Raw genomic sequence first — 25,116 nt, forward strand, 5'->3', positions numbered from 1 at the left:
TTAAAGAATTGTAATTCAAAAGAAAGTGATATCTTTTGTTGACCAATCAAAATTAATTTATATGAAAAAAAATGTATTTTACCTTTTAGTCTTGTTGTTCTTTGTTGTTTCGTGTAACAGGGAAGGTATCCAAAATGAGACGGCTGGTACAGAGGCTTTTCAAAAAGATCCTTTAACAGGGAAACAGATCAACGCTGAGATCAATCAATCCATCAAAAACAAAGGTTCTTTTAATTGGAGCCAGTCTTCCAATCATGTTCTTTGGAGTGCTGTTTTCCGGGGAAACAGAATGGTATCTATCGGCTTTGGTTCTTCCAAGGATGATTTCGACAGAAGTAAATCCCCGAACCACAGCGATATGGAACGAGAAGTTCTCTCGGTGATCAAAAAATATGAAGGAAAAGATGAAAGAGGATTTCTTCTGCTTTCTGATGAGTACCTCAACCAGATGGATGTTATCATTGAAAAAGAAGAAACAATTGCTGCTCTCCGACAAATGAAAATAATTCGCTATGTGGAACCTGGAGATTACCATTATTTTGAGTTTGAATCTGCAAATAATACAACAGCGAAATCTTCAGGAAGTGGTTCTTCGGGATGTGGTTTTTCATCATCCACTTTAACCGCAGCAGACTATACGTCTACAACACCAAGCGCAAGAGTTCCTTGGGCTTTCACAAAACATAATATTCCTAATGCCTGGAACTACAGTACAGGAGCCGGAATTACTATCGGTCTGATTGACACAGGGGTTTCTCCCGAGCAGACTTTGTTGGGAAGCAGCTTTAATAATGGAGCTTCTTCCGGAAGAACAATCAGTAAATTTGGGGTGTATAATTCTGACGGATCAGCAGATCAGTGTGGGCATGGAACAAAAATGGCTTCTGTAATGACTGCTCCACGAAATAATGCAGGATTGCCTGTGGGAGTTGCCTATAATGCCAATTTAATTGCATACCGGGCTGCTGAAAACGTTGTATTGGAAACTTCCAGTGAGCAGACTGGTGTTAAGACAGCTTTTACGGAACTGGCTAATAATACCAATGTAAAAATTATTTCAATGTCGATGGGGCATATATTTTCGGTGGGCAAAATTGAGGATGGTGTAAAGTATGCCTATTCTAAAGGGAAGTTGATTTTTTGTGCAGGTGGGACATCTACCAGCTTTACCAATTTTGTGGGGGTAATATTCCCGGCATCCATGTCAGAAACTCAGGCGATCACAGGAGTAAAAGAAAATACTTCCAATCAGAAATGTGATGTTTGCCACTCCGGAAGTCAGATAGACTTTACTTTTCAGATGGAAAGGGCTTCAGGAAATACCGTTCCTGTTCTAAGTTATTATAACGGACAGGCCGATTATGTAGGCGGTTCTTCTGTTGCTACAGCAGCAACGGCAGGAATTGCGGCTTTGGTTTGGTCTAAAAATCCTTCATGGACAAGAGAGCAGGTGCTTAACAAAATGAGACAGTCGGCAACTTATTATCCTAATCCGAATTCAAGTTATGGATATGGAAATATTAATGTTTTAAATGCTGTTCAATAAATAATAATGTAAAAAAGGAAATATTTCAAACGAAATATTTCCTTTTTTACTTTTGGAAAGCATACACCTTAGTTTAATCTTTATCAAATAATCTTCAGACTTTTATTCGATCTTACATTAATCTTTTAATTGATAGTCCAAAGGGAGCAGGTTTTCAATTTTATTTTTTGAAAAATCTCCTTCATTGATCAGTAGGTCAGGAGTGGTAATATTTCCTTCTTTAGAAACTTCAAAAGTTTCACCCTCGGGATGTAGGTAAGAAGACAATACTACAGGAATAGTACTTTTTACAAATTGCCCACCCTTAAGTTCGTAAAAATGTTTAACATAGTTCACCTGAAGTATATCTGCAAAACTGAAAACTACATTGTTTTCATTTCTTGTCGTATAATTGGACGTAGGGATTTTAAGCTGAGTAATTGCTAAAGCATATTGTTTTTCAGTATTTTTCCTACGCATAATATTGCCAATATCTTCGGGTATTTTTAGATCCCTTGAATTTTTCATGATCTCTCTGAAATCATTCAGCTTAGTCAATTCTTCTTCGGTAGGATATTTTGGGTTAGGGACCTGGATCACCTTATTTGTAATAAAGCCTTCCTCGTAAACAGTATTGTTGAATACACTCCGGAAGAAATGAAGTAAACTTCCTTCGTAGGCATTCATCCTGTTGAGTTTTATCCGATCTGTATTTTTTGTTTTTTTGAAAAAACTTGTTCCGGTATAATTGAACATATTAGCATTAAAATCAGCAGAAAAGCTCATAAGATTGTACTCAATTTCATATCCCAGATTTTTATTTTCTATAATTAACGTTGCCGGAGCTTTTACGTTAAGTATTTTGTTTTTTTTATCGTAGGAAAACTTTAAGGTCCGTTGATTTTTAATTCTTACATTTTCCCTGTCGGAACCTATAAAAGAACTTAGAAAATAGTTAATAAAGTTTTTATAAGACTCCTCAGTATAAGGAATGATTTGAACCTCTTCAATGGTTTGGGCTTTCATTAGAACCACCTTAACCATTTTATTAATTAAGCTCTCAATGGGAGCGGTAGAGGTTTCATAATTTTCTTTTTGAAAAACAAGATTGGCATTTTTCTTTGAGGATATATCAAGGGTAAAACTTCCGTCCTCCTTAGAGGTTGTTCCTATAGTTGTTCCATCCAGATAGATACTGGTATTGGGAATAGGCTGTTCTATTTCGTTAACGATTTTACCTTTGATCACCTGACCAGTAAAAATGTAAAAAGGCAGAATAAATAAAAGTAGTACTAGTGTTTTTTTCATGGTAAACAATATTACTAAATTTATAGTGATAAAAAAAGAAGAAAAATATTCTTAATTTTAGCCGATTCTTACACTGGTCATACTTAAAGAACCACCAATCAACTCATCATTAAACAAAACAAGTTCTTCAGATTTATTTTTTAATCCTAAAGTATACATGAGCGGCAGATAATGATCCGGTGTTGGAACAGCATACTGTAAAAAGGCACCCTGTTTCTGATAATCAATTATATTTTGGAAATTTCCGTCAAGAAGCCAGTTGTTGGTTTTCTCTCTTGCTTCTATGGCCCAGTCCCAGCCAGCTCCAACGGTATTGATATTTCTCCAGTCGATCAATCGTAAGTTATGAACAATATTTCCGCTTCCAATAATTAAGATTCCCTTTTCCCGAAGTTGGTGTAACCTTTTTGCCAGATCATAATGATACTGCGGGGGCTGTCTGTAATCAATGCTTAACTGAACCACTGGAATATTGGCATCCGGATACATATGTTTGATCACCGACCATGCACCATGATCAAGTCCCCAATTATGATCCTCTTCAACGAAAACAGGAGTCAGAAGTTCAGCTGTTTCTTTTGCCAGTTCAGGGCTCCCGTGAGCGGGATATTCCACATCAAACAAGGCTTGAGGAAAACCTCCAAAATCATGAATTGTTCTGGGCATATCCATTGCTGTAACAAAAGTTCCCGGTGTGTACCAATGAGCAGAAATACATAAGATCGCATTGGGGGTAGGAATTTCCGTAGCTGCTTTTCGGAATCCCTGTACAAACTGATTCTCTTCAATTGCATTCATCGGTGAGCCATGTCCCAAAAATAGAACTGGCATCCTTTCGGTATTGTTGAAATTATCGCTGATATTTTGTAGATCGTTGAGGTTCATGATAGCGTTGTATTAAAAAGAAAAAGGTTCAAGGCTTTAGAAAATCCCTGAACCTTAAAAAATATCTGAATGAAAATTATGCTTGTTTTACAAACTGTAGTTCTCCAGCTAATTTTACTTCTTCACTTACCATCACACCACCAGCTTCAAGAGCAGCATTCCAGTTTAATCCGAAGTCTTTTCTGTTGATTTTCCCTTCAAAAGAGAAACCTGCTTTTGTATTCCCCCAAGGGTCAACATTAATACCATTAAAATCAACATCAAGAGTGACAGGTTTTGTAATTCCGTTGATGGTAAGATTTCCGGTTACATCTCCGTTCAATGCCTGAGATTCGAAGGTAATTGTAGGGTTTGCTTCAGCATTAAAGAATTCCTCACCCTTTAAATGATTATCTCTGTCTACATTGTGAGTTGCAACAGAGTTCGTTTGAATGGTAGCTGTTGTTTTAGCATTGGAAAACGTATCGTCATCAGCTTCAATTTCTGCATTGAAGTTGGTGAAGTTTCCTTTAATATTAGAGATCATCATGTGTTTTACTTTGAAAGTAATTTCACTGTGTGCTGGGTCTAAATTCCATTTTGTTGCCATTGTGTTGTATTTTTTATTGTTATTTATATTGCAAATCTACATTAAGAATAGAGTACAAATCATTGATATAGGATAAGAAATTAAGCTTAACTATTTATTCATATTGGTCACATGTTTTTCGGAGCTATTTCCCGCTATCCACTTTTACTCCTCGCTCCAAAGCTTTTCCCTATTCCTGCTGTGGGGTAACCGTTACTATCGGGGCTAGGGTGTTCTTCCTGTCATTGTGAGCAAAGCGAAGCATTCTTAAAACTGACCAGCAGATTATTTGATATAACATTTCACTTATAGGAATTATTAAAATCAGGATTTAGATTCCAGGCTTCTGTTCGGAACCATGCTCGCATGATTTCATCCTGTGCGCTGAATGGGAACTATCCATCAACTAAACACCCGCAACAAAATCCAGATATTAAGTTAAGCAATTATTTAATTAACATAATAATATCATTTTATGAATGTTTTTAATTTAACATTTTCTTAACGGGTGATATTTATTTCTTACTTTTGGTGGATTCAATTTTATATAATGAAATTACATAAGTTTACTTTATTGATGGTGGTTTTGGGCGGATCTGTTTTTGCTCAGACCCAAAAATTTACAATGGCAGAGGCTGTAAATGGGTTAAGAACGAATTTAGCGGTAAAAAATATCTCTCAATTTTCCTGGTCTGAAGATGGCAAATCTTACATTCAGGCTGTAAAGGGAGGATATTTAATTACTGATTTAAAGACTAACAAACAGGATACTTTGTTGTCCCTGAATCAATTAAACAAACAATTATCAACAAATAAACTAAATGCAGTTCCTTCTGTTAAATTCCTAAATAGTTCAAATGGCTATTTTAATGCGAACAACCAAATGTTCTGGGTCGAAAGATCAGGAAACGATTGGAAGGTAAAAAGTACTTCAGTACTTGATGAAAATGCGTCGAATTTAAGGATTTTAGGAGATAACCAAACCCTGGTGTATACTGTTAAAAATAATTTATACATTAATAGAAATGGGAAACCTGTTGCTATTACCAGTGATACCGATGAAAATATCATTAATGGACAAGCTGTTCACAGAAATGAATTTGGAATTGACACAGGAATTTTTCCAGCTCCAAATTCTGAATCTGTAGCGTTTTACAGAATGGATCAGACTATGGTAGCTGATTATCCTGTAATCGACTGGTCTGTAACGCCCGCGGTGAATCACAATGTGAAATATCCGATGGCAGGAAATGTATCACATCAGGTGACTTTAGGCGTTTATAACATTAAAAATCAATCTACCACTTTTTTAAAGATTGAAGGTGAAAAAGATCAATATCTAACAGCCATTACCTGGAGCCCCGATTCAAAATATATCTTTGTTGGTGTTTTAAACAGAGGTCAGAATCATTTGAAAATGAATCAATATGATGCTGCAACCGGGAGTTTTGTGAAAACCCTGTTTGAAGAAACAAATGATAAATATGTGCAACCTCAGCATCCACTTGTATTTTTCCCAAACTCTAACACCGATTTTATCTGGCAGAGTCAGAGAACTGGCTACAATCACCTGTTCCATTATAGTTTAGAAAAAGGATTGATTTCGCAGATAACGAAAGGCGATTGGTTGGTTACTGATATATTAGGTTTTAATGAAAAGAAAAAAGAAATTTATTTTGTTTCAACTAAAGAAACTCCTTTAGAAAGACACTTGTATAAAATCAACTGGACGAATTTCAGAATGCAAAAGCTGGATGATGCGGAAGGAATGCATTCAGGAGTTTTAAGCAGTGATGGAAATTATTTATATGATGTATATAGCAATGCGAAAACTCCAAAAGTTGCCAATATTATTAATACCAATACCCTAAAATACACCAATATTCTTACCGCTGAAAATACATTGAAGAACTATCAGCGACCAGAGATTAAAAATGTAAGCCTTAAAGCAGATGATGGCACCTCTTTATATGGGAAAATTATTCTTCCAACGAATTTTGATCCTAATAAAAAATATCCGGTGATCGTTTATTTGTATAATGGACCTAACGTTCAGTTAATCACTAATACTTTTCCTGCATCAGGAAATCTTTGGTACGAATATATGGCTCAGAATGGATACATTATTTTCACGATGGATGGAAGAGGCTCTTCAAACCGTGGATTGAAATTTGAGCAGGCAGTATTCAGAAATCTGGGAACTACAGAAATGGATGATCAAATGAAAGGAGTGGAATATTTAAAGTCACTTCCTTATGTAGATGCTGAGAGAATGGGAATTCATGGATGGAGCTTTGGTGGATTTATGACGACAAGCTTTATGCTTCGCAAGCCTGATGTTTTCAAAGTTGGGGTAGCTGGAGGACCGGTAATTGACTGGAAGATGTATGAAATCATGTATGGTGAAAGATATATGGATACTCCACAGGAAAATCCTGAAGGATATGCAAAAGCAAACTTACTGGACAAAGTTCAGAATTTAAAAGGGAAACTTTTAATGATCCACGGTGCCCAAGATGATGTTGTCGTGTGGCAGCACTCAATTAAATTCATCAAATCTGCCGTTGATAACGGAGTTCAGTTAGATTACTTTGTATACCCGGGACATCCTCACAATGTAATTGGGAAAGACAGAGTACATTTGATGCAAAAGATTACAGACTATTTTGATCAGAATCTGAAAAAATAATTTTAAATCCAACCGATAAGGTTGGATTTTTTCTTTAGAAGACTGATTTCCGTTCTTACCATTGATCAATGTTTTTGATTTTTGATTCCTGTAATTTTGGGATCAATAAAAAACATACAATATGGAATTAGGTATCGGAATGTTTGGGGACTTGGCTTTAGACCAAACAACAGGAAAATACAAAGATGCAGGAGTAAAGATCAGAGAGATTCTTGAACAGGTAAAATTAATGGATGAGGTTGGAATTGATGTTTTTGCAATGGGAGAACACCACCGTCCGGATTATGCTGTTTCGTCTCCGGAAATGGTTTTGGCTGCTGCGGCCAGCATTACAAAAAATATTAGATTGGCAAGTGGTGTTACCGTTTTGAGTTCATCTGAGCCTGTAAAAGTATATGAAGACTTTTCGACATTGGATTTAATTTCTGATGGAAGAGCTGAAATATTTGTCGGTAGAGGGAGCTTCATTGAATCTTTTCCTCTATATGGATATTCTTTAAATGATTATGAGCAACTCTTTGATGAGAAATTGGAATTGTTATTAAAGATCAATTCTGAAGAGAATGTTTCATGGTCAGGGGAGCTTCGTGCACCCATGCAAAATCAGACCGTATACCCAAGAGCAAAGAATGGAGGTGTACTTCCTATTTGGAGAGCTGTTGGGGGAACTCCACAGTCGGTTTTAAGTGCTGCAAAACTAGGAATGCCATTGGTGGTAGCAATTATTGGTGGAATGCCAATCCAATTTAGAAATCTGATTGAATTTTATAAACAGGAATATCAGAAAGCAGGACATGATGTCGCTCAGATGCAGATTGCCGTCCATTCTCATACTTTCGTTAGCGATGATCAGAATGTAATAGACGGCTATTTCAATAATTATAAGTCACAGATGGACAGAATTGGATCTTCCAGAGGTTGGGCTCCTTATACAAAGGCGCAATATGAAGGAGGAAGAAGTAAAGATGGCGCTCTATTTATTGGAAATCCGGCTGAGGTTTCTGATAAGATTGCTTATATGAAAGAGATTTTTGGAATTACAAGATTTATCGGACATATGGATGTAGGGGATCCTGATCATCATTTGATGATGAAATCTATAGAACTGTTTGGTAAGGAAGTTCTTCCAAAAGTAAAAGCATTATAAAAATATAAACTCCATTGAAAATCAATGGAGTTTTTTAATTGAATAACACTCAATATAATATTCGAAAAGATGTTTTAAAACAGAACCTGTAAAAATAGCTTATACCTTCTCTATAAGGCTTCCCCGTTCTTCATCTTTGATAATACTTAGGGAAATCGGAATTTTTTCTTTGAGTTCTTCAACATGAGAAATAATGCCAACGATTCTGTTTTCCTTTTGAAGGCCCATCAGTGTTTCAAAAACAATATTCACGGACTCCAGGTCCTGAGTTCCGAAGCCCTCATCTATAAAGAAGAAGTTTTTTTCTGCTTTTGTAGAAGCCTGAACACTTTCTGCCAAAGCCAGAGCTAGACTCAAAGAAACCTGAAATGCCTGGCCACCGGATAACGTTTTTACACTACGGCTTCGTCCCTCGTTCAGATAATCAATGATTTCAAAATCATTGTTTTCATTTAATTGAAGACTCAATTGATTTCTTGTCATTCTATGGAATCGTATATTCGCATGATCGCACAATTGTCTCAGGTAGATGGAAGAGACATACTGAACAAAACCAGCTGCTTTAAACAGGTTAGTCATTACTTTTAAATTGTCAGACCGTTTTTGAAGTTCAGCCAGGGTTTTTAAAAGGGTTTCTTTTTTCCGGAACTCTTTTTCAAGTCTTTCAATTTCAGAAGTTGTTTTTACAACGGCGGTATTTGCTTGTTTTAATGTAATTTCCAAAATTTTAAACTGCTCTTCAACAGAATGAAACTGCTCTTGGTCAAAAGAAAAGTCCTTGAGTTTTGTCTCCAATTCACTAATCCCATTCTTTAATGTTTCAAACTGAATTCTGAATACTTGAATTTGATTTCGTATTTCCTGAACGGGAACTTCTTCCTTTAAAATATTTTGTACCTCTGTGAGCTCAGTGATTCTTTGTTGTAACAAAGCCAATTGCAAAGACTCTTCATTAGAAGATCTTTCTTTTTCCAGCTCTGTGATTCGGATATTTAACTGGCTGACAATTGTTTTTTGTTCAGCTAATTTAGGTGCCGCTTCTTTTTCCTGATTGATCAGGATATGATATTTTTTCTCAACTTCCAGATTCTTTTCAGTTAATTTTTGATGAAGTTGCTGAATTTCCTGGTAGGATGTACCCGCATAATCATTCCAATCTAAAGTCTTTAAATTGGAGCGATTAGTATTGATTTGCTCTTCTTTCTTTGCTTCTTCTACTTTAAAATCAGTTAATGCCTTTTTATATTTTTCAAGGATCTCTTGTCCTTTTTCAAAAATTTCTCTCTCCTTTAAGATCTGCTGATTAATTTGTTCAATTTCTTTTTCAATCGTAAATGACTGCTGTCTTTTTAATTCAAAATCATTTTCATGATCAGCATTAAAGTCTATCCATATGAAGTTTTTGCGATGAACTTGAGCCTCCTTTTGAACCTGCTCTAAAACTCCCTCTTCTGCCTGCAACTGATCTTCAAAAATCTTCTTACGATCTAAAATCTTTTCAATTTCCGTATGTTCTTTCTGGAGTTTTGAAATGGCATTTTCATCAGACTGTATTTTCTCCTGAATTTCATTCAGTTCTGTATGTACATCATGGAATTCAATAATATGAGGATGTTCGGAAGAACCACAAAGCGGACAGGATTCACCTTCATGAAGTTTACTGGCATAATGGGATAACTCTTTCTGTACTTTAAGATGATCCAGTTTTTGCAGTGATTCTTTTCTGCTAAGCTCTAAAACCTCAGTTTTTCTTTTAAATTCTTCTTTAAAATTAAGAGGATCAACAGTAAGAGGTTTCAGCTCTTCCAAAACCTTCCCGATTAAGCCTTTCAACTCAATTAGCTTATGAGATTGCTTCTGCTGTAGATCATTTAAGCTCTTATTTTGAACGAACCAATTTCCAACATTGATTAATACGTTCGCTTCGACCTTTTTAGTCCGTAACGCATTTGTTTCCTTAGTAAGAGTATTTATTTTTGACTGACTGAGCTTCTGCTTTTCTTCGATCTCCTGGACTTTTTCAGAACCTTTCTGTGTCCTTTCTTCAAGTGCTTTTATCTCTGTTGAATACTTTTGTATTTGTAAGATCAGCCCCAGATCATTTTCCGTTATTTTTGATTGGTTTAAAACATCAAATTCAGGTTGAAGTGCATGGATCTGTTCTTTTATACTGGTGAAGCTTTTTTCTGTTTCTTCAACAGCTTTTGTGTGAGTTTGCAGTTCCTTTTGTCGGTCTGAAATTTCACCAGAAAGCCTGTTTTTTATGTCAAGTAAAGGGCTAAAAAGCCTAAATATGATATCATAGAGCTCTGTTTTCTTTTCCAGCTCATCAATTTTTATTTTCTCAGCGGATATTTTTTCAAAATCTTCTCTTTTTTGCTGTAAGCTTTCAAAATCTGTTTTTAAATTTTTTAACTGCTGATATTTTCCTGAAACTTGCTCGTGCTCTTTTTGTATCCCATTCAATTTTTGCTGTTCCTCTTTGAGGTGTTCTTTGTGGGAATTAATATGTTCCTCGGTTATTTCCTCAAAACCTTTTAGCTCACCCTGAAGTTGATCGAGTTCAGATCTGTTTTTATTACTTAAAATTGAAACATTATTTTGAAGATCAAATCTTTGCAGATTGAAGATCTCTTTCATCATGTTTGTTCTGTCTGCTGCTCCTAACTCCAGAAATTCTTTAAACTGACCTTGTGGAATAATGATCGTCCGCTTAAAATTTGCATAGCTTAATCCTATAATCTTCTCAGCATCAGAGTGATCAAGGGGTGTCCATTTCTCATTCTTACTTTCATAAAATGTCACCGAAGATGGTTTTACATCCTCAAACTTCTTTGAATTTCTTTTAAAATCCCGGGTAGCGCGAAACAATTTATTCTCATGATTTACAAAATCAAATTCAATATATGAGCTGTTCGATTTAAGGTTCATCATATTGTAAGCCCTTTTATCGCGCATGTTAAGGCGCTCTGTTTCTCCATAAAGAGCAAAAGAAATAGCTTCAAGTATTGATGATTTTCCAGATCCTACCGAACCGAATATGCCAAATAAACCGGCTTCTGTAAGGTTTTTAAAATCAATGGTCTGACGCTCCTGATAAGAATATAAACCTTCTATTGTTAATTGAATGGGGAGCATAGTTAAGCGTTTAGAATTTCGTTAAACAGATTCATTAAGTCTTCATTAACTTCCTGTCCATTATTCTTAGATTTAAAATAATCCTTAAATAAAGACTGTATATCCTGATTCAAATTAATATCATGCAGTTGATTTTCATTAAGATATTGATTTTTGACCTTAGGAATTAAATGAACAATACCATTATGAGACTGGTAAATAAGTTTTCGGTCTTCTGCCCTTAAAAAAGTTTCACTTTCCAAAGTTAATTCAATTAAGGTATTAGGATTTTCAAGCAACCATGAAACAGTATTTTCCACGGAATCAAAAGTTTTTCTGATCAGAGCTTTTCCATTTTTTAAAGTGATCCTTTCATACGAAACTTCTTTATTAGGTTCTGCCTCAATAATATTCACATATTTTGTCTGCCCTGCTTCACTGAAGCTATAGCATAATGGTGAGGACGAATAAATAACGGGCTTTTCTTTAGATCCAATATTCTGAAAACTGTGAAGATGTCCTAATGCGGTATACTGAATCTGATCCGGAATAATATCAGAATAAATGAGATCTGCAGCTCCAACTTTAATTGGTTTTTCACCTTCCGGTTCCTCAAGGAGTTCCGCGCCTCTTTTATTCATATATAAATGGGCGGATAAAATATTAACACCTTTATGATCGCAAAATTCGTCAGCGAGCTGTTTCCAGTTTTCAGCTAAAACTTTATTTAATTCTTCTTCTTTATTTTCTCCAAAATATTCTTTTAGCCGGATTTCATTCGCATAAGGAGTATGCAAAATTCGGATAGGAAAATCAAAACCCTTAAGCTGTAATTCAATCAGCCCCTCAAGTGAATTTGATATTCTGAAATTTTCCAATTCAAATGGATTAACCCTGGCCTTTGGGTAGCCAATTAAAATAATTCCACATTCTCTTGCAAGAGGATCCGGAGCATCAATTAAGTTAGGAGAATCATGATTCCCCGAGATTGCAATGACGGGACGTTGCCCATTTAAAGATAAACGTTTTAAAGTTTTATAAAATAACTCAACAGCTTCAACACTTGGGTTGAAATTATCAAATAAATCTCCGGCAACAATAATCAGATCAACCATTTGATCATCGGCTATCTGAACAATTTCATCCATAACCTGGACTTGCTCTTCCAGACGTGAAAATCGATCAAGACGTTTCCCTAAATGCCAGTCGGCAGTATGCAGAATTTTCATATCTCAAATGTAAGAAACAAAAAAGGGAAAGTGAAATTTAAAGATGATTTCATTAATTCCGGTGATAAAGATTTCGATTATTAAATAGTGTTGCTTGTAACTTACATCACTTCGAGTACGAAACGAAGTGGAGTGTATCGAGAAGTGGTTTAACTAGCCTGTTTAGTTAAGGTTCTCGATACAAAATTCTTCTCCATTGCATTTCGAATAATTTCACTCGAACTGACGGTTGGGCTATTGTGACTTCGAGCCTGGGATGAAGTGGGGTATATTGAGAAGTGATTTATCATATTTCTTTATAGTTTAAAGTCTTATCCTTATTTTTACAAAAAAAATATGCACGAAAAATCTCCAGATCCCTTACACGGAAAAAGACTTGATGCTATTCTTGAAGAATTAGTGGAGTATTATAAAGGGTTTGAGAAGCTGGGTGAACAAATCAACATCAAATGTTTTACAGATAATCCAAGTATCAGCTCTTCTCTGAAATTTTTGAGAAAAACTGATTGGGCAAGAACAAAAGTTGAAAGTCTGTATCTCTTTATGTTGAGACAGAAAAAACGTGACGAAGCAAAGAGAAAGTAGAAGACAGGATATTGTTTTAAAACTCTTTAGCGTTTTTTCTCTAAATAATCAAAAATAGTATATTTGCACATTATTAATCGTGAAAAACTCACGAAAAAAAGAAAAAATATGACAATCGAAAACAATCATGTTGTAGCTGTAAGTTACATACTTCACACAATCGAAGAGGATGGAAGTAAGATTCTTGTAGAAGAAACAACAGCAGAAAATCCACTTACATTTTTGCATGGTGTAGGAATGATGATTCCAAAGTTTGAACAAAATATCCTTGGTTTAAAAGCTGGTGATAAAACAAGCTTTACGATTCACCCTGAAGAAGCTTATGGTGAAAGACAACCGGATGCTATTGCACAATTACCGATTGATATGTTTAAAGAATCTGGAGTTCCTCCTGTTGGAGCTATTTTGCCTTTATCTGATAATCAAGGGAATAATTTTCAAGCATTAGTGGTAGAAATAACACCAGAAGTTGTGGTAGCAGATCTTAACCACCCAATGGCTGGTAAAGTTTTAGATTTCCAGGTGGAAATTTTAAATACACGTCCGGCTACGGAAGAAGAATTAGCGCATGGTCATTCTCACGGAATCGACGGAACAGAAGCTCACTAAGAATAATATAAATGTCCGATTTTATCGGACATTTTTTTGTAATATACTATTGTTGATGAGGATTCTAATCTAAAAATTCTCCTGAAACATAATACCATCGGTCATGCATTTTTTGAAAAATAGAAAACTCATGATGGAGCTGAGAGTTCCCATCCTGATCGATATAATGTGCTTTGAACTCCACATGGTTTAAAGCTGGTGTTTGAATGATTTCCAGTTTTACCCATTGATTGATCTCTCCCCATTCTTGAAGGTCTTTTTTATTATGCAGTTTACGCTTTCCGGGCAGAGTAGTTTCCATTAGATATTCTCCGTTAGGGATAGCAAACGCAGAAAACCGGGAACGCATTAAAGCTTCTGCAGTGGGAGCATGTTTTTCTCCAGTATGATAAGGTTTGCAACATTCTTCATAGGACTTTCCGGAGCAGCAGGGACAGTTCATTGTTTTAAATTTTTTAAAACACAAAAATCACAATTTTTTACCACAAATGACACAATTTTATCTGCTTATTACAATTGACCAAATCCACCGGAATGATAGGGAGTCAAAGTTTGTGTTAATCAAAAGAATTATTTGTGGTTATCCGTGGATTTATTTGTGTTATTAGTGTCTGAAAAAAAGAAAAGCATCCAACTTAATGAATGCTTTACAATTTTATTTAATAAATCCTCTGTTTCTCAATAAAGGTTTAATATCCGGATCATGCCCAGTAAAGTCTCTGAATGCCTGATTCAGATCTACGGAATTTCCTACAGATAAGATATATTTTCTGAAACGGTCACCATTTTCCCTTGTTAGTCCACCATTTTTTTCAATCCATTCCCATGCATCATTATCTAAAGTTTCAGACCATAAATAAGCATAGTATCCTGCTGAATATCCACCGCCCCAGATATGAGCGAAATAAGGAGTGTGATATCTTGGCGGAACAGTTGCCAGATTAAATCCGTGTTTAGCCAATGACTGTTTTTCGAAATCCAACACTGGAATAAGCTGACTGTCATTAGTTACAGTATGCCAGTCCATGTCTAGTTCTGCTGCAGAAACTAATTCTGTTGTCATATACCCCTGATTGAAAGTTCCCGCCTTTTTGATTTTATCAACCAATGCTTGTGGGATAGGCTGTTTAGTCTCATAATGAAGGGCATAGTTTTTTAGAATAATAGGATCTAAAGCCCAATGCTCATTAATCTGTGAAGGAAACTCTACAAAATCTCTTGGTACATTAGTTCCTGAAAGAGAAGGATATTTTTGACTTGCAAACATTCCGTGGATAGAGTGCCCAAATTCATGGAACATTGTAGAAACATCATCATAGCTAATTAAGGATGGTTTTCCCGGAGCTGGTTTTTGATAATTATAACAATTGACGATTACAGGTTTTGTTCCTAAAAGATATGATTGTTCAACAAAATTACTCATCCATGCACCACCATTTTTAGAATCTCTGGTATAGAAATCCAAATAATAGATCGCAATTGATTTTCCGTCATGATCAAAAACCTCATAGGTTACTACATCAGGATGGTAGGTCGGAAGGTCAGTTCTTTTTTTGAATGTAAGCCCATAGAATTTTTCAGCAGCATAGAAAACTCCTTTTTCTAAAACTGTAGTTACCTCAAAATAAGGCTTAATCTGATTTTCATCCAAATCGAATTTTGCTTTTCTTACCTGTTCTGCATAGAAAGTCCAGTCCCAGGGTTCTACTTTGAAACCACCTTTTTGCTGATCGATCAGATCCTGGATATCTTTGGCTTCACGTTTTGCAGTTTCTACGGCAGGAGTTGCAATCTGATTCATTAATTGAGTAGCAGCCTCCGGAGTTTTTGCCATCTGATCCTGAAGTTTCCATTCTGCATAGCTCTTTTTACCTAAAATCTGAGCTTTTTTCAACCTTAATTTAGCTAATTTTTCTATTGTTTCTCTCGTATCATTAGCATCACCTTTTTCAGCTCTTAACCAAGAAGCTTTGAATAGTTTTTCTCTGGTAGCTCTGTTTTTAAGGTTTTGTAATAATGGTTGTTGTGTAGTGTTTTGTAATGCCAACAAATATTTTCCGGGCTGTCCTGCTGTTTTTGCATCAGCGGCAGCTGCTTCTATTTCATCAGCAGAAAGGCCATCAAGTTCTTTTGCATCCGAAAAGAAAACGCCTCCTTGCTTCCTTGCTTCTAATAATTTATTTGAATATTGGGTAGAAAGAGAAGCTTGTTCCTGATTCACCTGCTTTAATTTTTCTTTATCTGCAGCAGATAGATTAGCACCCGCGATCTCAAAATTCTGTTTGTAGAATTGTAATAACCTTTTACTTTCAGAATCTAAACCATCATCTTTGATCAATTGTATTCTTTTGTACAGGTTATCATTAAGATACATTTTGTCAGAATGTGCCGCAAAAATTGGTGCATATTCTTCATCAAGAGCTTGTAATGTAGTATTCGTATTTGCACTTGTTAAGTTTGAAAATACTATTGTTGCTCTTTTTAAGACTTCACCGCTTTTCTCTAATGCAACTATAGTATTTTCAAAAGTAGGAGCACTGGGGTTGTTCGCAATTTTAATGATTTCAGCATCATGCTGTTTTAATCCAAAATCAAAAGCAGGTTTAAAATCTTCATTCTTGATTTTATCAAACTCAGGAGCTTCATATTGGAGCTTACTTTTTTTCATAAAAGGGTTTGACGAAAGAGAAGGGTCTGGAACAGGAACTTCCTGTTGGGTATCGGTTTTTTTCATTGTTGTACAAGAGTAGTTAAATGCCAAAGCAGAAATTAATAATACCGATGAAATATTTTTCATAAAATTAGTTATTATTGAAGCATAAAGATATTAAAAACTAACGTATTGATACGAACGTCTTCTATGAAAAAGATTGGCAAGTATTTGAAGAAAGTTCATTTCTATAAAAAGTGTAGTGCTTTCTGGTAATGGATGAATATAATTATCAAAACGGTTGTAATATTTTTTATATTTTAGTTGTTATAATTATATAATACTAAAACTTAATAAAAAATGATACATATGAAAACTACAACTCTATTTATTTTTTCAGCATTTGTGGTGTTGTCCTCATGTAATGAAAGACGCGATAGAAAAAACAACGAAAAAAGTGACTGGGTGTCTAAAACAGTAGATAATGTGGTAGAAAAAGGGAGTGGTCCTACCAGAGAGAAGGAGTATAAAGGAGATTTTGATGAAATTGAGATTTCGCAGGCTATTGATGCTCAAATTATAAAATCCGAGACAGAGAGAGTTGTTATTTCAGCCCCTGAAAATATTATCAATGAGATTCTTGTTGATAACAATGGTGGAAAACTGCATATACATTATAAGCCTGGAATAAGAGTGATGAATTCAAGCAATGTATCAGCAAAAATTTATACTAAAGATTTCACTAAACTTGAAGCTAATTCTGCAGGTAAGATCACGCTTAAAGATAAATTTACCCAGGAAAAAACGGAGATAGAGATTTCTAGTGCTGGAAGCATTAGCGGAGATATCGAAGCCAATAATCTGGATATTTCTGCGGGAAGCAGCAGTAGTTTCGATGGGAAAATATGGGCTGTTGATCTTGGGATCGATGCTTCTTCTGCGGCAAGTATTTCATTGTCCGGTAAGTCTAAGAATGCTGATATTACTTCTTCTTCGGGAAGTAGTATTTCTGCTGAAAATGTTATTGCTGAAAATGTAAAAGCGGAGGCATCAAGTGGAGCAAGTGTAGAAATAAGTGCAACATCAAAAATTGAAGCCAATGCCTCTTCAGGAGGTAGTATTGACATACGTAAAAAAGGGAATGTTACTGTTGTAAACAAAGAAGAAAGCAGTGGCGGTAGTGTTAATGTACACTAAGGATTAATTTTCGGATTCCTCTTCTTCGTCTTCATCGGCAGTTGAGGATCCTTCCCAATCTTTATTATCAAAGCTAAGATTATCAAATGCTAATAATTCCTCCTCTCTTTGGAGGATTTCTTTTGTGGTAAACTGAAGAATTTCATCTTCCTCTTTAGCTTTGGCTAATTTTCGGATCGAAGCTTTGTCGATAGCCATAAACCTTTGGCCCAGCCGTCTGGCTGCATATTTCCTCATTCCTGTTTCGTTAAGGACGTCAATAGCCATGTCTACAGCCGTACCCAGCGTTTCACGGTAAATATTATCAATACCGTTATTGAGATAGGCGTAAGCATCAATTCTGTTTTTTGCCCGGACAAATATTTTCACCTTTGGATAATGTTCACGAACCAGGTCGGCAATAAACATGTTGTCATTAGCATTTTCAAGACAGAGAACCAGCAACTCTGCATCTTCAATTCCTGCTGCTCTTAGAATCGGAATTCTGGTTGCATCCCCATAGTATACTTTAAAACCATAGCTTCTTAATAATTTTACCCGATCCGAATCCCGATCCAAAACCGTAGCCGGAATTTTGTTCGCTTTAAGCAGCCGTCCTACGGTACTTCCAAAATGTCCAAAGCCTACAATGATTATTTTCTTTTGAACAACATCGCTTTCAAGAATGTTATAATCATGTTCACCTTCCGGTTTTTCTTTAATGAATTTTGGGGTAAGGAATTTATCATTTACTATAAGAAGGAATGGGGTGATACACATAGTGATCGCCGTTACAGCCATCATTTGAGCATTTAATTCCGGACTTAAAAGATAAAGGTCTGAGGCATAATTAATGAGGACAAAAGAAAATTCTCCAACCTGCGAAAGTGCAAATGCATAAAATAAACTCTGCGGAGTATCGATTTTGAAAAACTTTCCAATAGCATATAGAACGACAAATTTTACAGTTAAAACCGCAAAGACAGTACTAAAAATAAATATAGGGTCTTGCTGAATGATATTAAAATTCATTGTTGATCCTACACTTACGAAGAAAACGGCTAACAATAGCCCTTTAAAAGGATCGATCTGCGCTTCCAGTTCATGTCTGAATTCGCTGTTGGCAAGCATTACTCCAGCTAAAAAGGCTCCTAATGCCGGCGATAATCCTATTGCGACCATTAATTCTGAAACTCCGATAACAAGAAATAGGGATGAGGCGGTTAGTAATTCTGTCATTCCTGATTTTGAAACATAGCGCAGAAATGGTACAAAAACGTACCTGCCCAAGAGGATCAGAAAAACGACTCCAAAAAGGACGGTAGCTGCTTGTAACCATTCAGGAAGCTTTTGAATGATAATTTGTATTTCATTATTATGATTGGTCGTTTTATAATGGGCTATAAGCGGAAGAATGGCAAGAATAGGAATCACTGCAATATCCTGAAATAGCAAGGTGGAAAAAGATGCTTCTCCGGCAGTTGTTTTGAAATTGTCTTTTTCCTGTAAGGTCTGTAAAACAATTGCCGTAGATGACAAAGCGAAACACATAGCGATAGCTATTGCCTGATCAATCCTCCATCCTACACCAGTGAAGACTAAAAATAAAATTGAAATACTGAGGAGCATTTGAGTCAGTCCCAGTCCCACAATCTTTTTCCGCATTTCCCAAAACTTCCTGGGTTCCAGCTCAAGTCCTACTAAAAATAGCAGCATAATTACTCCGAACTCACTGGCATGCATAATATCATTAACATTCTTTCCGGTAAGCCTGAGAACATAAGGGCCAATAATGATCCCTCCTGCAATGTATCCGATCACAGAACTTAATCCAAATTTCCTTGCCAGTGGAACCATAATAATGGCTACACCAAGGAAAAGTAGCGTATTCATTGCTAAAGAAGATTCCATATTTTATTGGGTCAGTAATTCCATAAATTCTTTTTTGTGGAGAATAATTTCCTTTTTTGTGAGCTTGTTTGCCTCATAGACGATTTTAATATTTTTGATATTGGCTTTAAATACATTCAGAGAAACAATCAATCCACTGATTAGCTCGTCAATCGTGTACTTATAGGTTCCTGTTTTGCTGAAAGATCTTTCTTTTCCGCCTGTTGTAACCAGAATATAAACTTCTTTGCCCTCTAATGGATTATATTCTCCCTCTTTTAACCAATCACGATCAAAAACTTCATCGATCCATAATCTTAGCAGAGGAGGCATCCCAAACCAGATAATTGGAAATTGAAAAATAAAACGCTCATAATGATTCAGGCGTTTCCGCTCTCTGAATGCAGCAATATGAAAGTCGGGATAATCCTCATAAAGATCACGTAAGGTAAAGTGCTGATGACGAACATAGAAATTGATAAGCTCTACATTCGAGTTTGAATGTTCCAGATATGGATGTGCAAAAACCACCAATGTCTTTTTCATAACCCCTGTTTTTAGTAAATATATTAAAAATTTAATGAATAAACGGTAGTTTTTAAGAGGTTTTGTTAATTTATTAATATGTAAAATTAAATTTATTGTTAAAATATAGCAATAAAATGCACTTATTTTGAATTTTTAAATAAAAAAATCAGCCACATGATGACTGATTTGTATTTATGTATGTTTTCTATTACCATCCTCCGGAAGCACCACCGCCACCAAAACTTCCACCGCCGCCGAAGCCTCCAAATCCGCCGCCCCCTCCAGAACTTCCCCCTCCAAAACCGCCGCCGCCAAAACTACCAGGGAAAGGAAAGAATCCACCAGGATAATTTCTTCGGCCTCTTCTTGTAAGGATCACATCATCGTCGTCATTATTTCCTCCTCTGCCACCACCTCTGTTACCGAAAAGGATGGCAAGAATAATGAATATGACAAAGGCAATGATAAGAACCTTGAAAGCTTTTCCATTTCCGCCTCCTGTCGGTTCATTGATGGGTTTAAATTTCCCCTGTACCGCTTCCATAATGGCAGAAGTACCTCGGTTAATACCTTCATACCAAAGTCCTTGCTTAAAATTTGGAGTGACAAGATAGTCTAATATCTGTCCCGAAACAGAAGCGGTCAGATATTGTTCAACAGCTCTCCCTTGCTGTATAGACATTGTTCTGTCCTGGGTAGCAATAAGAAACACGACTCCATTATCGATTCCTTTCTTTCCGATTCCCCATTTTTGACCAAACATGGTGGCCAGAAAATTGACATCTTCACCTTTTGTACTTGGAATAATAATCACCTCAATTTCTGTTGAGGTAGAATCTGCGAATTTGATCAGTTTATTGTTGAGATCATTTTTTTCCTGTTGGGAAAGTAAATTGGCCTCATCATAAACGGGGTATAGAACATCTGGCTTTTTTGGTATCGTATATTGTGCTGATACAAAACTGTAAAAGCAAACCAGTAGAAATGAAAATACTAATTTAAGAGAACGTAATTTCATTGGGAAGTTGATTGGGATTTTCTCCTTTTACAGGAAAATATTTTTTTAGTTCAATACCGGTTTCCAGAATAGCACTTTTCAGTGCTCTGTAATAGTTTCCTTTTACAAATTCAGATGTAATATAATCATGCAAATGATCCCAGTAATGTTGCTGCACTTTTTCATGGATTCCAATATCTCCGATAATGGTAAGATATTTTTGCTCAAAATGAACATAAAAAAGGACTGCATTTCTTTCTGCAGTTTTATGCATATCGAGTTTTTTAAAAACTTCTAATGCCGTTTTCGCATGCAGGGCTTCTGTATTGGAGTCAATGTGCACTCTGATTTCGCCTGTAGAATTTTCTTCCGCAGATTGAATAGCTTCCACGAGGGAAGCTATTTGCTGATTTGTTAGGAAATTGCTCATTATTCAGAGAAAACATCAGGTGCTTTATTAGCTCCGGCTTCTGCTTTGAAATATGGTTTTTCTTTAAAATTTGTAAAATTTGCCAAAATATTATTTGGGAAAGTTTTTATGGATGTATTATAATCCTTAGCTGCGTCATTAAAATAGACAGTTTCTGATCGGATACTGTTTTCAATTGCAGTATATTCTCTTTGGAAATTAATGTATTGTTGATCCGCTTTTAAATTAGGATATGATTCTACAACCGCCATTAATCTGCTTAAAGCTCCGGATAATTCTCCCTGGGCAGCCTGGAATTTAGCAAGATCTGCTTCCGTCATATTCGTAGGGTCAACGTTAATAGAAGTAGCTTTAGAACGTGCTTCTACTACTTTAGTTAAAGTTTCCTGCTCAAATTTAGAATATGATTTTACAGTTCTTTCAAGATTGGGTATTAGGTTGGCCCTTTTTTGATAAACAGTCTCTACATTAGACCATTTGCTGTTAACATTCTGTTCTTTGGTTACGAAATTATTATATCCGCTTTTTCCCCAGAAGAAGATGACAGCAATAATAATAAGAAGAGCGATGCCAATGGTTCCGGCGCTCAAACAGCCCTTATTTTTCATAGTTTATTTTTTTTAAATTTTTTGTGCTAATCAAATATACAAATTATGTGCTAATTTTGTAGAAAATAATTTGAATGACAACGATAGTGGTAGCAATGGGAGAGAAGAATGAGATTGGTTTTAATAACCAGTTGCTTTGGCATCTTCCTAAAGATTTAAAACACTTTAAAGACATAACTTCAGGACATCCGATTATTATGGGGCGAAAGACCTATGAAAGCATTGGAAAGCCCCTTCCTAATCGTACCAATATTGTTATTTCACGCAAAAAAGATTGGTTTGAAGAAGGTGTCCTAATTGTAGGAAGTATTAAAGAAGCTGTAAAGTTTGCCAGGAAAATTGATGAAAATGTCTTTATCATTGGAGGCGGAAATATTTATGAACAAACAATGGATGTTGCAGACAGACTTGAGGTGACTTTAGTAAAAGCAGATCTTAAAGCCGATACATTTTTCCCTAAAATTGATGGGAAGGTCTGGAAGAAGACCAGCGAAGTGTATCACGAAAAAGATGAAAAAAATCAATACGATTTCTACTTTCAGACGTTTGAAAAGATCAAAAGTGAATAGTTGTAAATTCTAATCTCTAACTTCTAGCTTCTAACCTCTAAATTTTTTATCTTTGCACTTCTAAAATTGAATAATGAATAAGTACATAAAAATAATTATCGCAGCTCTTCTTATACTTGGTGGACTTGCTATGATGATTTTCACAAGAAACTTAGGTTGGGGGATTGTTATATTTCTCCTGGCAGCGCTTCCTATTTTTCTTTTCTTTAAAAATGAATACATCCTTTTGGCATTCTGGCAGCTGAGAAAACAGAATATGGAGAAAGCAGTGACCTATTTAGATCATATTACCAATTACCAAAGTCAACTTCATAAATCTCAATATGGATATTTCCATTATTTGCAGGGGCTTACTTTAGCTCAGGAACATCCAACAAAAGTAGAGCCTTTAATGAAAAAAGCATTGGAGTATGGCCTTAATATGAAACATGACAGAGCTATGGCTACTTTGAATTTAGCCGCTTCAGCAATTTCTAAAGGAAGAAAGCAGGAAGGGCAAAAATTATTAGAAGAAGCAAAGAGGTTAGACAGTGCCGGTATGATGACGGATCAGATCAAAATGATGAAAGATCAGTTGAAGATGCCAACCATGCAAAAGCATATGCATAACCCTAACATGAGACAGCGAGGAGGGAAAATAAGATAACCACGTTAAAATATAAAAGGCAGAAAATTTATTTTCTGCCTTTTTTCTTGTCGCTATTTTGTGCTTTTTTACCATTTACATTTCGGAATTGTGATCATAACCATAAAATTTGGGCATCTGCCAATGGTATTTTACGGCCAGTGTCCGTATCGTAACAATCAGTATAATTGTAAATATCTGGATAAATGTATAAGATAGGGCCGTATATTTAGTCATTAATAGGAATGCAGCCCCACCCACGATACATGCAGTGGCGTAGATTTCTTTTCTGAAGATTAATGGTATTCTGTTGAGCAGGATATCACGGATAATCCCTCCAAAACACCCAGTAATGGTTCCTAAGCCAATACATATTAAAGGATGAATGTCTGCATTAAGACCTTTTTGAACCCCTATTATGGTAAATAAACCAAGACCCAGGCTATCAAAAATAAACAGTGTCACACGAAAGTTTTTTTCAAAAGATTTAAATACCATCGTAAAGATACTGGTCATAATGATCACAGCACAGGTCAGTAGATCATGCATCCAGAAGACCGGAATGTCTAATAATAAATCCCTTACAGTTCCTCCTCCCACAGAAGTTACAAATGCAATAATAAGAACCCCAAAAGGATCAAGGCGTTTTTGCATAGCTGCAAAGCTCCCGGACATTGAAAAGGAAATAGTTCCCAATACCTCTATTGCAAAATTGAACTGTTCGTGCATATATTATCAATTAAGAATAACAAATGTACGGTTTAGATTGATTTGTTTAAAATTGAAGGACTGATAAGGTAATTATAATTTGCTCAATGACATTTTACCGATATTTCCTTTTGATTATTTTAAAAGGCTAAAAAATCCGGTTAATTCATCAATTAATTAAAAGAACGGGTTTAATAACATCTCCTTTTTGAGTATCAGATATAGCTTGATTAATATCTTTAAATGCATAGGTTTTAATTAATTTATCAAATGGAAACTTCCCCTGTTGATATAACTGAACCAATGACGGGATAAAATCATCAGGAACACTGTCTCCCTCAATAATACCTTTGAGTTTTAATCCTTTTAGCATAAAACTATTCATATCAAGTTCTAATGGGTGTTTTGAAATTCCTACGATCCCGCAGATTCCAAGCGAACGTAAAGAAGCCAGTATAGCATTGACAATCTCATTTCTGCCCGTAGTATCAAATGCAAAATGAAACCCTGAAGGTACTATTTCAAGGAGTGTCTTTGTGACATCTACTTCTTTACTGTTTACAATATGAGTGGCTCCTAATTCTTTTGCAAGCTGTAATCTTTCTGCATTGATATCTATGACACTTATTGTCGTTGCTCCACAGATTTTTGCAGCAAGCACTCCTGCAAGCCCTACGGCACCAGCACCGGATATCACTACTGACTTTCCAGGGGTTACCTTCAAAGAATTAATAATTGCGCCGGCACCGGTTTGTATTCCACAGCCTAATGGACCCAATAATTCTAATGGGGCATCATGAGGTACTTTAACTACATTTTTTTCAGTAGCAATTGAATAGGTGGCAAATGAAGACTGAGAAAAGAAGTTTCCATGTAAAGTCATTCCATGATTGTGATGCGGATGTGATCCGTCCGGTCTGCTTCCACCCATATTTAGCTGTACAGCATTTTCACAATAAGCAGGAAGACCATTTTCGCAATTACCACAGCCCCCACAGTATCCAAAAGTGAGAACAACATGATCCCCCTTTTTTACTTTCGTTACACCTGTTCCTACAGATTCAACGATTCCTGATCCTTCATGTCCTAAAATAATCGGATATTTTGTCTGGCCGAGAATATTGTCCCTTGCTGCTATATCTGTATGGCATATGCCGGTAGCAACAATTTTTACTAATACCTCATTTTCCCGAGGACTATCTAAAGTAACGTTTTCAAATACAAAGTCACCTCCTTTTTCTTTTATGACAGCAGCTATTGTTTCCATAGAATT

General features: G+C 35.8%; 22 protein-coding genes. 8 read left to right on the forward strand and 14 right to left on the reverse strand.

Features of this window, described 5'->3' with window-relative positions; translation table 11 throughout:
• The first annotated feature begins 61 nt into the window (after positions 1–61).
• Positions 62–1,546 (forward strand): S8 family peptidase, encoded by a 1,485-nt coding sequence (locus CEY12_RS17795; RefSeq protein ID WP_089028953.1) that lies wholly within the window; start codon positions 62–64, stop codon positions 1,544–1,546.
• 117 nt (positions 1,547–1,663) lie between these two features.
• Here the strand turns inward: CEY12_RS17795 and CEY12_RS17800 are convergent, their stop codons facing one another.
• The 3 genes from CEY12_RS17800 to CEY12_RS17810 form a co-directional block, all read right to left on the reverse strand.
• A complete protein-coding gene (locus tag CEY12_RS17800; protein ID WP_089028954.1) occupies positions 1,664–2,833 on the reverse strand; it encodes a carboxypeptidase-like regulatory domain-containing protein in 1,170 nt (389 codons plus the stop codon).
• A gap of 57 nt (positions 2,834–2,890) precedes the next feature.
• Complete coding sequence (ygiD, locus tag CEY12_RS17805; protein WP_089028955.1) at positions 2,891–3,718, reverse strand: 4,5-DOPA dioxygenase extradiol; 828 nt, start codon at positions 3,716–3,718, stop codon at positions 2,891–2,893.
• Positions 3,719–3,794: 76 nt separating this feature from the next.
• A complete protein-coding gene (locus CEY12_RS17810; protein ID WP_089028956.1) occupies positions 3,795–4,307 on the reverse strand; it encodes a YceI family protein in 513 nt (170 codons plus the stop codon).
• 529 nt (positions 4,308–4,836) lie between these two features.
• Between CEY12_RS17810 and CEY12_RS17815 the strand changes: the two genes are divergently transcribed.
• The gene (locus CEY12_RS17815; RefSeq protein ID WP_089028957.1) at positions 4,837–6,975 is read left to right on the forward strand and encodes a S9 family peptidase; all 2,139 of its coding nucleotides are present in this window, start codon (positions 4,837–4,839) and stop codon (positions 6,973–6,975) included.
• Positions 6,976–7,096: 121 nt separating this feature from the next.
• On the forward strand, positions 7,097–8,122 hold the full coding sequence (locus CEY12_RS17820; protein ID WP_089028958.1) for an LLM class flavin-dependent oxidoreductase: 1,026 nt from the start codon (positions 7,097–7,099) through the stop codon (positions 8,120–8,122).
• A gap of 99 nt (positions 8,123–8,221) precedes the next feature.
• Here the strand turns inward: CEY12_RS17820 and CEY12_RS17825 are convergent, their stop codons facing one another.
• Positions 8,222–11,260, reverse strand: coding sequence for an AAA family ATPase (locus tag CEY12_RS17825; protein ID WP_089028959.1), 3,039 nt, complete (start codon positions 11,258–11,260; stop codon positions 8,222–8,224).
• Between the two features lie 2 nt (positions 11,261–11,262).
• The gene (locus tag CEY12_RS17830; protein WP_089028960.1) at positions 11,263–12,468 is read right to left on the reverse strand and encodes an exonuclease SbcCD subunit D; all 1,206 of its coding nucleotides are present in this window, start codon (positions 12,466–12,468) and stop codon (positions 11,263–11,265) included.
• A gap of 336 nt (positions 12,469–12,804) precedes the next feature.
• Between CEY12_RS17830 and CEY12_RS17835 the strand changes: the two genes are divergently transcribed.
• On the forward strand, positions 12,805–13,053 hold the full coding sequence (locus CEY12_RS17835) for a VF530 family DNA-binding protein (RefSeq protein ID WP_089028961.1): 249 nt from the start codon (positions 12,805–12,807) through the stop codon (positions 13,051–13,053).
• Between the two features lie 108 nt (positions 13,054–13,161).
• On the forward strand, positions 13,162–13,662 hold the full coding sequence (locus tag CEY12_RS17840; RefSeq protein ID WP_089029918.1) for a peptidylprolyl isomerase: 501 nt from the start codon (positions 13,162–13,164) through the stop codon (positions 13,660–13,662).
• A 64-nt stretch (positions 13,663–13,726) separates the two neighbouring features.
• Here the strand turns inward: CEY12_RS17840 and CEY12_RS17845 are convergent, their stop codons facing one another.
• Complete coding sequence (locus CEY12_RS17845) at positions 13,727–14,104, reverse strand: YchJ family protein (RefSeq protein WP_089028962.1); 378 nt, start codon at positions 14,102–14,104, stop codon at positions 13,727–13,729.
• 213 nt (positions 14,105–14,317) lie between these two features.
• Positions 14,318–16,459, reverse strand: coding sequence for a M3 family metallopeptidase (locus tag CEY12_RS17850; RefSeq protein WP_089028963.1), 2,142 nt, complete (start codon positions 16,457–16,459; stop codon positions 14,318–14,320).
• A gap of 222 nt (positions 16,460–16,681) precedes the next feature.
• Here CEY12_RS17850 and CEY12_RS17855 point away from each other — a divergent pair, with 222 nt between their 5' ends.
• Positions 16,682–17,509, forward strand: a complete 828-nt coding sequence (locus CEY12_RS17855; RefSeq protein ID WP_089028964.1) for a head GIN domain-containing protein — start codon at positions 16,682–16,684, stop codon at positions 17,507–17,509.
• 3 nt (positions 17,510–17,512) lie between these two features.
• Here CEY12_RS17855 and CEY12_RS17860 read toward each other — a convergent pair whose 3' ends face one another.
• The 5 genes from CEY12_RS17860 to CEY12_RS17880 all read right to left on the reverse strand — a co-directional run bounded on the left by CEY12_RS17860 (position 17,513) and on the right by CEY12_RS17880 (position 21,941).
• The gene (locus CEY12_RS17860; RefSeq protein ID WP_089028965.1) at positions 17,513–19,399 is read right to left on the reverse strand and encodes a monovalent cation:proton antiporter-2 (CPA2) family protein; all 1,887 of its coding nucleotides are present in this window, start codon (positions 19,397–19,399) and stop codon (positions 17,513–17,515) included.
• Positions 19,400–19,402: 3 nt separating this feature from the next.
• The gene (locus CEY12_RS17865) at positions 19,403–19,924 is read right to left on the reverse strand and encodes an NAD(P)H-dependent oxidoreductase (RefSeq protein WP_089028966.1); all 522 of its coding nucleotides are present in this window, start codon (positions 19,922–19,924) and stop codon (positions 19,403–19,405) included.
• 190 nt (positions 19,925–20,114) lie between these two features.
• Positions 20,115–20,924, reverse strand: coding sequence for a TPM domain-containing protein (locus CEY12_RS17870; RefSeq protein ID WP_089028967.1), 810 nt, complete (start codon positions 20,922–20,924; stop codon positions 20,115–20,117).
• Positions 20,905–21,336 (reverse strand): TPM domain-containing protein, encoded by a 432-nt coding sequence (locus tag CEY12_RS17875; RefSeq protein WP_089028968.1) that lies wholly within the window; start codon positions 21,334–21,336, stop codon positions 20,905–20,907. Before CEY12_RS17875 ends, CEY12_RS17870 begins: the two co-directional genes overlap by 20 nt.
• Positions 21,333–21,941, reverse strand: coding sequence for a LemA family protein (locus tag CEY12_RS17880; RefSeq protein ID WP_089028969.1), 609 nt, complete (start codon positions 21,939–21,941; stop codon positions 21,333–21,335). The genes CEY12_RS17875 and CEY12_RS17880 overlap by 4 nt, the downstream gene beginning before the upstream one ends.
• A gap of 74 nt (positions 21,942–22,015) precedes the next feature.
• On the opposite strand from CEY12_RS17880, the gene CEY12_RS17885 reads away from it, so the two are divergent.
• Together CEY12_RS17885 and CEY12_RS17890 are read left to right on the forward strand one after the other, a co-directional pair.
• Entirely contained in the window at positions 22,016–22,510 is a 495-nt protein-coding gene (locus CEY12_RS17885; protein ID WP_089028970.1) for a dihydrofolate reductase, read from the forward strand.
• 73 nt (positions 22,511–22,583) lie between these two features.
• Positions 22,584–23,156, forward strand: a complete 573-nt coding sequence (locus tag CEY12_RS17890) for a tetratricopeptide repeat protein (protein ID WP_089028971.1) — start codon at positions 22,584–22,586, stop codon at positions 23,154–23,156.
• 75 nt (positions 23,157–23,231) lie between these two features.
• Here CEY12_RS17890 and CEY12_RS17895 read toward each other — a convergent pair whose 3' ends face one another.
• A complete protein-coding gene (locus CEY12_RS17895; RefSeq protein ID WP_089028972.1) occupies positions 23,232–23,864 on the reverse strand; it encodes a trimeric intracellular cation channel family protein in 633 nt (210 codons plus the stop codon).
• Between the two features lie 148 nt (positions 23,865–24,012).
• The gene (locus CEY12_RS17900) at positions 24,013–25,110 is read right to left on the reverse strand and encodes an NAD(P)-dependent alcohol dehydrogenase (RefSeq protein ID WP_089028973.1); all 1,098 of its coding nucleotides are present in this window, start codon (positions 25,108–25,110) and stop codon (positions 24,013–24,015) included.
• Positions 25,111–25,116: the final 6 nt, after the last annotated feature.

The sequence above is a fragment of the Chryseobacterium sp. T16E-39 genome, assembly GCF_002216065.1.
Lineage (GTDB): Bacteria > Bacteroidota > Bacteroidia > Flavobacteriales > Weeksellaceae > Chryseobacterium.

Bases quoted from the DNA above. Each gene is read 5' to 3' on its own strand.
- CEY12_RS17860 (WP_089028965.1), bottom strand. From the start codon at position 19,399: ATGGAATCTTCTTTAGCAATGAATACGCTACTTTTCCTTGGTGTAGCC.
- CEY12_RS17795 (WP_089028953.1), top strand. From the start codon at position 62: ATGAAAAAAAATGTATTTTACCTTTTAGTCTTGTTGTTCTTTGTTGTT.
- CEY12_RS17900 (WP_089028973.1), bottom strand. From the start codon at position 25,110: ATGGAAACAATAGCTGCTGTCATAAAAGAAAAAGGAGGTGACTTTGTA.
- CEY12_RS17835 (WP_089028961.1), top strand. From the start codon at position 12,805: ATGCACGAAAAATCTCCAGATCCCTTACACGGAAAAAGACTTGATGCT.
- CEY12_RS17895 (WP_089028972.1), bottom strand. From the start codon at position 23,864: ATGCACGAACAGTTCAATTTTGCAATAGAGGTATTGGGAACTATTTCC.
- CEY12_RS17840 (WP_089029918.1), top strand. From the start codon at position 13,162: ATGACAATCGAAAACAATCATGTTGTAGCTGTAAGTTACATACTTCAC.
- CEY12_RS17850 (WP_089028963.1), bottom strand. From the start codon at position 16,459: ATGAAAAATATTTCATCGGTATTATTAATTTCTGCTTTGGCATTTAAC.
- CEY12_RS17810 (WP_089028956.1), bottom strand. From the start codon at position 4,307: ATGGCAACAAAATGGAATTTAGACCCAGCACACAGTGAAATTACTTTC.
- CEY12_RS17845 (WP_089028962.1), bottom strand. From the start codon at position 14,104: ATGAACTGTCCCTGCTGCTCCGGAAAGTCCTATGAAGAATGTTGCAAA.
- CEY12_RS17885 (WP_089028970.1), top strand. From the start codon at position 22,016: ATGACAACGATAGTGGTAGCAATGGGAGAGAAGAATGAGATTGGTTTT.
- CEY12_RS17825 (WP_089028959.1), bottom strand. From the start codon at position 11,260: ATGCTCCCCATTCAATTAACAATAGAAGGTTTATATTCTTATCAGGAG.
- CEY12_RS17855 (WP_089028964.1), top strand. From the start codon at position 16,682: ATGAAAACTACAACTCTATTTATTTTTTCAGCATTTGTGGTGTTGTCC.
- CEY12_RS17820 (WP_089028958.1), top strand. From the start codon at position 7,097: ATGGAATTAGGTATCGGAATGTTTGGGGACTTGGCTTTAGACCAAACA.
- CEY12_RS17870 (WP_089028967.1), bottom strand. From the start codon at position 20,924: ATGAAATTACGTTCTCTTAAATTAGTATTTTCATTTCTACTGGTTTGC.
- CEY12_RS17830 (WP_089028960.1), bottom strand. From the start codon at position 12,468: ATGAAAATTCTGCATACTGCCGACTGGCATTTAGGGAAACGTCTTGAT.
- CEY12_RS17800 (WP_089028954.1), bottom strand. From the start codon at position 2,833: ATGAAAAAAACACTAGTACTACTTTTATTTATTCTGCCTTTTTACATT.
- CEY12_RS17815 (WP_089028957.1), top strand. From the start codon at position 4,837: ATGAAATTACATAAGTTTACTTTATTGATGGTGGTTTTGGGCGGATCT.
- CEY12_RS17865 (WP_089028966.1), bottom strand. From the start codon at position 19,924: ATGAAAAAGACATTGGTGGTTTTTGCACATCCATATCTGGAACATTCA.
- CEY12_RS17890 (WP_089028971.1), top strand. From the start codon at position 22,584: ATGAATAAGTACATAAAAATAATTATCGCAGCTCTTCTTATACTTGGT.
- ygiD (WP_089028955.1), bottom strand. From the start codon at position 3,718: ATGAACCTCAACGATCTACAAAATATCAGCGATAATTTCAACAATACC.
- CEY12_RS17880 (WP_089028969.1), bottom strand. From the start codon at position 21,941: ATGAAAAATAAGGGCTGTTTGAGCGCCGGAACCATTGGCATCGCTCTT.